The organism is Bradyrhizobium sp. (assembly GCF_035309285.1).
In the GTDB taxonomy this organism is placed as follows: Bacteria; Pseudomonadota; Alphaproteobacteria; order Rhizobiales; family Xanthobacteraceae; genus Bradyrhizobium.
Genome location: NZ_DATGFH010000139.1, coordinates 1 through 8749, shown reverse-complemented (window position 1 = coordinate 8749; position 8749 = coordinate 1). Strand labels below are relative to the sequence as shown.

Below are 8749 nucleotides of genomic sequence, written 5' to 3'. Positions count from 1 at the left end.
AGCATCGCGACGAACTGATTCTGCGTGCTCAGCCGCCGCACCCGCTTGTTCGTTTGATATCTCTCCACAAGCCGATCCAGCACACCCCACGGCACCAGCTTCAGAATGCCGTGAATTACTGTATTGTGGTGGCGCATGGCGAGATCTTCCTTGTGTGTCTCGAACATTTGGCGATGCTCAAGACCGCAGAAGAATCCACGCCATGCGCCATGTCCACCAAAATTAAACCGGACAGCCGTGGGCTTGACCCGGGCATCCATCACTACAAGAGCGCTTTCTTGCTTGATGGATTGCCGGGTCAAGCCCGGCAATGACGATACGTCTTCACGCATCAAACATGATCACGCTGCGCAGCGTCTTGCCGGCCTTCATGTTGGCAAAGCCTTCGTTGATCTCGGACAGCTTCAGCTTGGCCGAGATCCAGTCTTCCAGATGCAGCCTGCCGCGCAGGTAGAATTCGACCAGCCGCGGCATGTCGACACGGAAATGGTTCGAGCCCATCGATGAGCCCTGAATCTTCCGCTCGCGCAGGAAGTCGAAGCCGTGCAGCTCGATCTTCTGGCCGAACGGGATCATGCCGACAATGGTCGCGGTACCGCCGGGCGCCAGCATGGCGAAGGCCTGTTCGGCGGTGTCCTTGCGCCCGAGCACCTCGAAGGCGTGCTGCACGCCGCCCTTGGTGAGCTCGCGCACCTGGCTCACGACATCGCCGTTGCGGGGATCGACGATGTCGGTTGCGCCGAGTTTCGTCGCAAGCTGCAGCTTGGCGGGATTGGTGTCGATCGCGATGATGCGTCCGGCGCCCGCGATCTCTGCGCCGTTGATCGCAGCCATGCCGACGCCGCCGCAGCCGATCACGGCCACCGTCTCGCCGGCCGTGACCTTGGCAGTGTTCACGACCGCGCCATAGCCGGTGATGACGCCGCAGCCGATCAGCGCAGCAAGGTCGAGGGGCATGTCGTTCCGGATTTTGACGATGGCGTTCTCGTGCACCAGCATCTGCTCGGCAAAGGACGAGAGGTTGAGGAACTGGTGCAGCTTCTCCGGCCGGCTCCAGGACATGCGATTGGATGCGCCCGGTATCATCTTCACGGTCGTATCCGTACACAGCACCGTGCGGCCCTGGGCACAATTGTCGCAGGTGCCGCAGAACACCGAGAGGCAGGTGACGACATGGTCGCCCGGCTTCACATAGTTCACGTCGGAGCCGACCTTCTCGACGATGCCCGCTGACTCGTGGCCGAGCACGGCCGGCAGCGGATGCGGGTAAAGCCCCTCCATGAAATGCAGGTCGGAGTGACAGAGACCGGCGACTGCGGTGCGGATCAGCACTTCGCGCGGGCCGGGATTCGGCAGACTCACATCCTCGATCACGAGCGGCTTGTTGACTTCATGCAGGACGGCGGCCTTCATCGTTCTCTCCCTGGCACTTCTTCTTCGTTCGGCAGCCTACGCCGCCGCGAGCAGTTCGCCAACCTCGGCCATGCCGGCCGGGCGATCGCCGAGCAGGAGCGCAGCGCTGGCGTCCGCCGCGCGATTTTCCGCAATCCGGAACGGATCACTGGGCATAACGCGGTGATCGATCACGAGCCGCGACAGCAGAAGCCTCCGCGCGTCACCGCGTCTTGCGTGAATGCGCTGCGCTTCCCAGGCAAGCTGCACCGCGCTTGCGACATGATAGAGCAGGCTGGTGGCGCGGCGCGATTCCGCCTCGTTGTTCGCATGCGCCGCGACGTCGCGCGCGAATCCGACCGCGCGATCGGTGAGGCCGCGCAACTGGTCGCGCCAGGCCTGCGGCACGTCGGCGCTGTCGTCGAGGCGAGCGTGCAAATCGGCGGCAAGCGCCGATTCGGCGCCGTGACGGCCGACTGCCCGCTTGAGCGCATCGAGGGCCACGATATTGCCGGTACCCTCCCAGATCGACCCGAGATGCGCGTCGCGCAGGAGCCGGGCGGTCGCGAACTCCTCGATGTAACCGATGCCGCCGCGCATCTCCATCGCATCGCCGCAGACCTTGCGGGCATCGCGCGTGGCGCGGAATTTCAGCGTCGGCGTCAGGATGCGCAGTAGCGCCGCGGCATCCTGGCTGCCCGCCTCGGCACGGTCAAGCGCATCCGCGGTGAGGAAACTCATCGACAGCGCCTGCTCGGTCGCGAGCATGATCTTCAGGAGTTGCCGCCGTCCGAGCGGCAGCTCGATGATGCGACTGCCGAACACCACGCGATTTTTGGCAACGGTCATCGCATCGTGATAAGCGCGACGCATCAGTGCGGTTGATTTGACGCCGTTGGAGAGCCGCGACGAATTGACCATCTCGGCCATCTGCACAAAGCCGCGATCGAGCTTGCCGACGGCATAGGCGATTGCGCCTTCCAATTTGATTTCGCCCGAGGCCATCGAGCGGGTGCCGAGCTTGTCCTTCAGCCGCACGATCCGGTAGTGGTTCTGCGAGCCGTCGTCGAGAAATCGCGGCATCAGGAACAGGCCGACGCCGCGCGTGCCCGGAGGCGCGCCGTCGGGACGCGCCAGCAGCATCACAACCTTCGCATCGGCATTGGAGCAGAACCACTTCTCGCCATGGAGGCGCCAGTGATCGCCGTCCTGCACCGCCGTCGTGGTCAGCGTGCCGACGTCGGAGCCGCCCTCCTTCTCCGTCATGAACTGGCCGCCCTGGGTCAGCTTGGCCATGTCGGTCTGCGCCAGCCCGTCGAGATATTTCGCCTTGAGCTCCTCGCTGCCGAAATTTGCGAGCAGTTTGGCGCAGCCGTCGGTGACGTTGATCGGGCAGCCCATGCCGAATTCGGTCTGATTGAACAGGAAGGTGAAGGCGTGCTTGGCGACGACCGGATATTTGTCCGGCCAGCCCATGATGCCCTTCCGGATCGACAGCGCATGAATGCCGAACTCGCCGAAGGCGAAGCGCTCGAGCTCGCGGTAGGCCGGATGGTATTCGATCCACTGCACATCGCGGCCGAACTTGTCGCGCTGGTGCAGCACGGGCATATGGCGATCGGCGAGCCGCGCGCATTCGTCGAGGTGCCCGCCGGCCAGTTCGCCCAGTCGGTCGAGATGCGGCTCGATATGCCGAAACAGCGCCTCGGGCAGATGGATGCGCAACAGATCGGCTAGCGCCGGATCGGCGCGGTAGAAATTCATGCCCGACGTATCGGGCGCGAGCAGGCCGCCCTCGCCTGCTTTCGCCGTCGTCTCATGCTTGAGGAGCTGGTGCATTTTTGAGGAACTCCTGTTCGTTCCGCCCTGTCGTGCCGGCTTTGAATGATGTAGATCATGTTCCAGGGGGCCAATGAAGCCACCGGATTTCAGGGAGGCATGATCCCATGGCAGACGTCTATCGCATCTTCGGCGCCGAGATGTCGCCCTATTCGGTCAAGGTGCGCTCCTATTTTCGCTACAAGGCGATCCCGCATCAATGGATATTGCGTAACGCGGAAAGCCAGGCCGTCTACGAAAAGCACGCCAAGCTGCCGATCATCCCACTGGTGATCACGCCTGAAGGCACTGGCATCCAGGATTCCACTCCCATCATCGACCACATGGAAAAGCTGTTTCCGGAGCCGTCGGTCCATCCCGAGGGCGTCGCGGGCTTCGTCTCGGCGCTGATCGAGGAGTTCGGCGACGAGTGGGGCAACAAGTGGATGTTTCATTTTCGCTGGGCGCGCGACGTCGACCAGATCAGCTCGGCGGGACGGCTTGCGCGAATGCGAGCGCCAAGAGCGAGCGAAGCGGAGTTTGGCGCCCTTGCAAGCCAGGTCCGCGCCCGCATGGCCGAGCGGGTCTGGTTCGTCGGCTCCAATGCCCAGACCGCGCCGCAGATCGAGGTCGGCTTCAAGGACATGCTGGCGCTGCTCGACGCTCATCTCGCGGGCCGCCCCTATCTGTTCGGTGCCCGCCCCGCCTATGGCGATTTTGGCCTGTGGGGACAGTTCTATGAACTATGGAAAGACCCCACTACCGGCGCGCTGATCGAAGGCAATGCGCAGCATGTGCTGGACTGGCTGCAACGCATGCTGTGGCCGCGCGCGGAAGGGCCGTTCGAAGCGTGGACTGCACTGGCGCCAACCTTGATGCCGATCCTCAAAACCCAGGTCGGCGGAAAATTCATCCCCTGGACGCTCGCCAACGAGAAGGCCCTTGCTGAAGGCACGGAGGAGTTCAGCACGAAGCTTGGCGAAGAGGTCTGGACCCAGAAGCCGCAGAAATATCATGCGCGCTCGCTTGGCATGCTGCGCACGAAATATGCCGCCGCAAGCGACAAGGCCGCGCTTGATCCCGTTTTGGAGAGCATGGGTTGCCTGCAGGCATTGCGCGCCTAGATCAAGCTTTCCCGCTCTTTGATCAGGATCAGCATCCATGGAAACGCCAAAGTACAAGACCGCTCTCATTGTCGGCGCCGGTGAAGGCTTGAGCGCCTCGCTGGCGCGGCTGTTTGCGCGCGAGAAGATCACTGTCGCGCTCGCCGCGCGCAAGGTCGAGAAGCTCGGCGCGCTGTGCCGCGAGACCGGTGCGCACGCCTATGCGTGCAACGCGGCCAACGCCGATGAAGTCGAGCGCCTGTTTGGCCTCGTCGAGCGCGAGATCGCAACCCCTGACCTCGTGGTCTACAACGCGAGCGGCCGCTCGCGCGGCGCGTTCGTCGACCTCGTGCCGTCGGACGTCGAGAACGCGCTCGCCGTCAGCGCCTATGGCGGTTTCCTGGTCGCACAGCAGGCGGCCAAACGCATGCTGCCCAACAAGCATGGCGCGATCCTGTTCACCGGCGCGTCCGCGAGCGTGAAGGGCTATGCCCAGTCGGCGCCGTTTGCCATGGGCAAGTTCGCGCTGCGCGGGCTCGCACAGAGCATGGCGCGCGAATTGTCGCCACAGGGTATCCATGTCGCGCATTTCGTCATCGACGGCGGCATCCGCAGCGCCACGCGCCCCGATCCGCAGGACCGGCCGGATTCGTTCCTCGATCCCGATGCGATCGCGCTGAGCTACTGGAACGTCCTGCAGCAGCCGCGCAGCGCCTGGACCTGGGAAGTGGAATTGCGGCCGTGGGTGGAGAAGTTTTGATGATTGTCGTCATTGCGAGGAGAAGCAATTCAGAATCTTTGCTTGGCTCTGGATTGCTTCGCTTCGCTCGCAATGACGAATTCAGAGAATGGGGAAAATAATGACCACCGACACCAAGATCGATACCGGCACCGACGAGCTCCTGTGCGTAATCCGCGACCGCGTCGCCGTCATCACGCTCAATCGCCCCGAAGCGCGCAACGCCATGTCGGACAACCTCACGCCGGCGCTGCGCACGATGATCCGGACCTGCGGCGAGAATCCCGACGTCGGGGTGCTCCTCATAACCGGCGCCGGCAAGGCCTTCTGCGCCGGCGGGAATGTCAAGGGCATGGGCGCACATCGCGACAAGGCGAAGCTGGACATGTCCCATGACGAGAAGGTCGCTGACCTGCAGGAGCGGCAGCGGCTCCTGACCGGCGCGCTCATCTCGGTGCGCAAGCCGACGATCGCGGCGCTGCCGGGACCTGCGGTCGGCGCTGGGCTCGCGCTCGCCATGGCCTGCGACATCCGCATCGCCGCGCAATCGGCCTCCGTCTCGACCGGCTATCTGCGCGTCGGACTGAGCGGCGATTACGGCATCGCCTGGCTCCTGACCCGGCTGGTCGGCACCGCGCGGGCGCGCGAATTGATGTTCACGGCCGAAAGAGTCGACGCCGCGCGCTGCGAGGCGATCGGCCTGGTGAATCGTGTCGTTCCTGACGAGAAGCTGCAGGAAGAGGCATTTGCGCTGGCCAAATCCATGGCCGAAGGCCCGACCTTGGCGCTGCGCTACATGAAGGACAATCTCGACGAGGCGCTCCTGTTCGATTACGCCACCGCCCGCGACCACGAAGCGATGCGGCTGGTCCGCCTGCAGACGACCGCCGATCACAAGGAGGCGGTGCAGGCCTTCATCGACAAACGCAAGCCGGTGTTCAAGGGAAACTGAAGCATCACACCGCCCAGGCCGGCGCCGCGACTTCGCGCGCGGCCGCCGCGATGCGCCAGCTTGCACAGGGAATGTCCTTCGGCTGCGTGTTAATCGCCTTCTCGAAGCGCACCAGCTTCCAGTCGTCGGGATTGTTGGTGAACTGGTAGCCGGATTTGCGCGCCAATCCGATCATGCCATCGTTCGAGCGCAACGTGTCGCCGAATACGCGCCGGGCACCGAGGGCAGCCGCGCGGCATTCGAGATTCTTCAACAGCGCCGCGCCGATGCCATGGCCCTGCCAGCGGTCGTCGATCGACATGCCGAACTCGACACTTTCATTTTCGGGGTGAAGCACGTAACGCGCCTCTCCGACAATGGTCTCGAAGGCGTCAATGACCTTGGTTGCGACCACCGTGAAGCCGGCGGCTTCGCTGACATGGGTGAAGGTATCGAGCACCGCCCCCGGCAATTCGCTCATGGCGCCGAGGAATCGGTTGTAGCGGGAGCGCGCCGACAGCGAGCGGACATAGTTCTGCAGCTCCTCGCCGTCGCGCGGCTCGACAAAGCGCACGGTGACGGCTTCGCCCTGGCGCGAGCGCAACTCGTCCGAATACTGCCTGAGATCGTCGAACCGAAGCGTCGTCATGGCCGGCTCCCGTCGCAAAATAATCGGCCGGCGCCCCTCCAAGCGAGGCGACGCCGGCCTGGCTGCTATCGTTAAGCCCGCCAGAAGGGTTTTTCGGCTTCGTGGACGACGTCGCTCCACGACGAGCCAACGTCGTGCAGGTCGCGCTCGGTCCATTGGGTCAGCTCGCTGCGCCTCTGATAGCGCTGCCGCCAGGTGCGGAAAGTCTCGCCGAGCTGCGCCCAAACGCTCGTAACATGATGATTTGTCATCGTTTCGTGGGTCAAGATGGACATTTTTAGCTCCCAAAGCTAATCTCTGCGTGCGAATATCTGCGCACTTGCAGGGTTCCGCAAACGACACTTTGTACCGTTTCGGATGAAATAAAGTCATATAATGGGGAATGCCGGAATGACCGCCAGGCTGCCTTCGCTCAACGGATTGCGGGCCTTCGAGGCCGCGGCGCGGCATTTGAGCTTCACGCTTGCCGCGTCCGAATTGAACGTGACGCAGACCGCGATCAGCCATCAGATCCGGCGGCTGGAGGAGGAATTGGGGATCCGCCTGTTCGTCCGGAAGAACCGTGCATTGGCGCTGACGCCGCAGGCGCGCGATTATCTGCCGGGCGTGCGCGCCGCCTTCAACGACCTCCGGCTCGCCACCGACCGCCTGCTGCGCAAGGACGATGACAAGGTGCTCACCGTCTCCACGCTGGCTTCGCTCGCGGCCAAATGGCTGCTGCCGCGGCTGACCGCGTTCCAGGAAGCCCATCCCGGCCTCGACGTGCGCATCACCACCTCGACCGCCCTCGTCGACTTCAAGAGTGGCGACGTCGATGCGGCGATCCGCTACGGCCGCGGCCATTGGCCCGGCCTGCGCGCCGAATGGCTGATGGCCGACGAGGTGTTTCCGGTGTGCAGCCCCGCACTGATCGCGGGCAATCGACCGCTGCGGATGCCAGAGGATTTGCGCGAGCACGTGCTGCTGCACACCAGCGGCAATGGCGACGACTGGCGGCAATGGTTGACCGCCGCAGGCCTGCCGGCGGACATCTCCAAGCTGCGGGGCATCACCTTCGACATGGCCTTCATGACCGTGCAGGCCGCCATCGACGGCATTGGCGTCGCGATGGGCCGGACCTCCTACGTGCAGGACGACATCGCCAAGGGAAGGCTGGTGGTCCCCTTCGACATCGCGCTTCCCGCCGATGCCGGCTTCTACCTGGTGACGCCCGAAGGCGCCATGGAGCCGCCGAAGCTGAAGGCTTTCCGGCAATGGCTGTTGACGTCGGCCAAAAACGGCTCTGACAAGAATGGCCCTGACAAGCACAAGCCCTGAGCAGAACAAATCCTGAAATACCACCGGCTTGGCAGGCCGGTTATGCCGTTTCGCGGGCGATTTCCGGTTGGTCGTGCCCGAGAGGCATGGCAGATTGCCCACCATACCAAGCATCGGCTGGCGAGAGACTTTCCCGCACGGGCCAATTTCCAGACGGGAGAGAATTCGTCCATGCCAGACGCCACCACCGCACGGCCGCCCGCGATCAAGTCGCGCATCGGCGCCATCTAACAAGAACGCATGGTCGATTTTAACCGCAAGTTCGACGTCCTGGTCATCGGCGGCGGCAATGCCGCGCTGTGCGCGGCCATCAGCGCGCGGCGGCTCGGCGCCACCGTGCTGGTGCTGGAAGGCGCGCCAAAGTTCTATCGCGGCGGCAACACCCGCCACACCCGCAACATGCGCTGCGCCCACGATGCGGCGACCGAGATTCTCACCGGGCCCTATACGGAAGAGGAATTCTGGGAGGACCTGCTCCGCGTCACCGGCGGCAAGACCGACGAAGAGCTGGCGCGGTACATGATCCGCGAGTCCAAGGACATCCTGCACTGGATCGTGCAGCAGGGCGTGCGCTGGCAACCCTCGCTCGGCGGCACGCTCAGCCTCGGCCGCACCAACTCGTTCTTCCTCGGCGGCGGCCGCGCGATGCTGAATGCGCTTTACCTCACCGCCGAACAACTCGGCATCGACGTTCTTTACGACGCCGAGGTGACCGATCTCGAGATCGCCGACGGCATGTTCCTGTCCGCAACTTTCAAACACGGTGACGGCCCGGCAACCGCCAAGGCTTCGGCGCTGGT

General features: G+C 63.8%; 10 protein-coding genes. 5 read left to right on the top strand and 5 right to left on the bottom strand.

The window, feature by feature from the left end:
* The 3 genes from VKR55_RS26085 to VKR55_RS26075 form a co-directional block, all read right to left on the bottom strand.
* On the bottom strand, nucleotides 1–332 hold a 332-nt coding region (locus tag VKR55_RS26085), incomplete at its 3' end, for a DUF4372 domain-containing protein (protein WP_324407909.1).
* The gene (locus tag VKR55_RS26080; RefSeq protein WP_324407908.1) at nucleotides 325–1413 is read right to left on the bottom strand and encodes a Zn-dependent alcohol dehydrogenase; all 1089 of its coding nucleotides are present in this window, start codon (nucleotides 1411–1413) and stop codon (nucleotides 325–327) included. The genes VKR55_RS26085 and VKR55_RS26080, both read right to left, overlap by 8 nt.
* A gap of 36 nt (nucleotides 1414–1449) precedes the next feature.
* On the bottom strand, nucleotides 1450–3231 hold the full coding sequence (locus VKR55_RS26075) for an acyl-CoA dehydrogenase family protein (RefSeq protein ID WP_324407906.1): 1782 nt from the start codon (nucleotides 3229–3231) through the stop codon (nucleotides 1450–1452).
* Nucleotides 3232–3338: 107 nt separating this feature from the next.
* Between VKR55_RS26075 and VKR55_RS26070 the strand changes: the two genes are divergently transcribed.
* From VKR55_RS26070 to VKR55_RS26060, 3 genes are all read left to right on the top strand, one after another.
* Nucleotides 3339–4334: a glutathione S-transferase family protein gene (locus VKR55_RS26070; protein WP_324407904.1), complete on the top strand. Its 996-nt coding sequence runs from the start codon at nucleotides 3339–3341 to the stop codon at nucleotides 4332–4334.
* Nucleotides 4335–4371: 37 nt separating this feature from the next.
* Nucleotides 4372–5073, top strand: a complete 702-nt coding sequence (locus VKR55_RS26065) for an SDR family NAD(P)-dependent oxidoreductase (protein WP_324407902.1) — start codon at nucleotides 4372–4374, stop codon at nucleotides 5071–5073.
* Between the two features lie 100 nt (nucleotides 5074–5173).
* Nucleotides 5174–6004, top strand: a complete 831-nt coding sequence (locus VKR55_RS26060; protein WP_324407900.1) for an enoyl-CoA hydratase — start codon at nucleotides 5174–5176, stop codon at nucleotides 6002–6004.
* 4 nt (nucleotides 6005–6008) lie between these two features.
* On the opposite strand, the gene VKR55_RS26055 is transcribed toward VKR55_RS26060, so the two are convergent.
* Together VKR55_RS26055 and VKR55_RS26050 are read right to left on the bottom strand one after the other, a co-directional pair.
* Nucleotides 6009–6632 (bottom strand): GNAT family N-acetyltransferase, encoded by a 624-nt coding sequence (locus VKR55_RS26055; RefSeq protein ID WP_324407899.1) that lies wholly within the window; start codon nucleotides 6630–6632, stop codon nucleotides 6009–6011.
* A gap of 71 nt (nucleotides 6633–6703) precedes the next feature.
* Nucleotides 6704–6907: a DUF1127 domain-containing protein gene (locus VKR55_RS26050; RefSeq protein ID WP_324407898.1), complete on the bottom strand. Its 204-nt coding sequence runs from the start codon at nucleotides 6905–6907 to the stop codon at nucleotides 6704–6706.
* 115 nt (nucleotides 6908–7022) lie between these two features.
* Here VKR55_RS26050 and VKR55_RS26045 point away from each other — a divergent pair, with 115 nt between their 5' ends.
* Both VKR55_RS26045 and VKR55_RS26040 read left to right on the top strand, forming a co-directional pair.
* Nucleotides 7023–7949, top strand: coding sequence for a transcriptional regulator GcvA (locus tag VKR55_RS26045; RefSeq protein ID WP_324407896.1), 927 nt, complete (start codon nucleotides 7023–7025; stop codon nucleotides 7947–7949).
* Nucleotides 7950–8189: 240 nt separating this feature from the next.
* On the top strand, nucleotides 8190–8749 hold a 560-nt coding region (locus tag VKR55_RS26040), incomplete at its 3' end, for an FAD-binding protein (RefSeq protein WP_324407894.1).

What these genes read in the sequence shown, in the direction of transcription:
- VKR55_RS26050 (WP_324407898.1), bottom strand. Translation starts at nt 6,907, where the DNA reads ATGTCCATCTTGACCCACGAAACGATGACAAATCATCATGTTACGAGC.
- VKR55_RS26060 (WP_324407900.1), top strand. Translation starts at nt 5,174, where the DNA reads ATGACCACCGACACCAAGATCGATACCGGCACCGACGAGCTCCTGTGC.
- VKR55_RS26070 (WP_324407904.1), top strand. Translation starts at nt 3,339, where the DNA reads ATGGCAGACGTCTATCGCATCTTCGGCGCCGAGATGTCGCCCTATTCG.
- VKR55_RS26065 (WP_324407902.1), top strand. Translation starts at nt 4,372, where the DNA reads ATGGAAACGCCAAAGTACAAGACCGCTCTCATTGTCGGCGCCGGTGAA.
- VKR55_RS26045 (WP_324407896.1), top strand. Translation starts at nt 7,023, where the DNA reads ATGACCGCCAGGCTGCCTTCGCTCAACGGATTGCGGGCCTTCGAGGCC.
- VKR55_RS26075 (WP_324407906.1), bottom strand. Translation starts at nt 3,231, where the DNA reads ATGCACCAGCTCCTCAAGCATGAGACGACGGCGAAAGCAGGCGAGGGC.
- VKR55_RS26080 (WP_324407908.1), bottom strand. Translation starts at nt 1,413, where the DNA reads ATGAAGGCCGCCGTCCTGCATGAAGTCAACAAGCCGCTCGTGATCGAG.
- VKR55_RS26055 (WP_324407899.1), bottom strand. Translation starts at nt 6,632, where the DNA reads ATGACGACGCTTCGGTTCGACGATCTCAGGCAGTATTCGGACGAGTTG.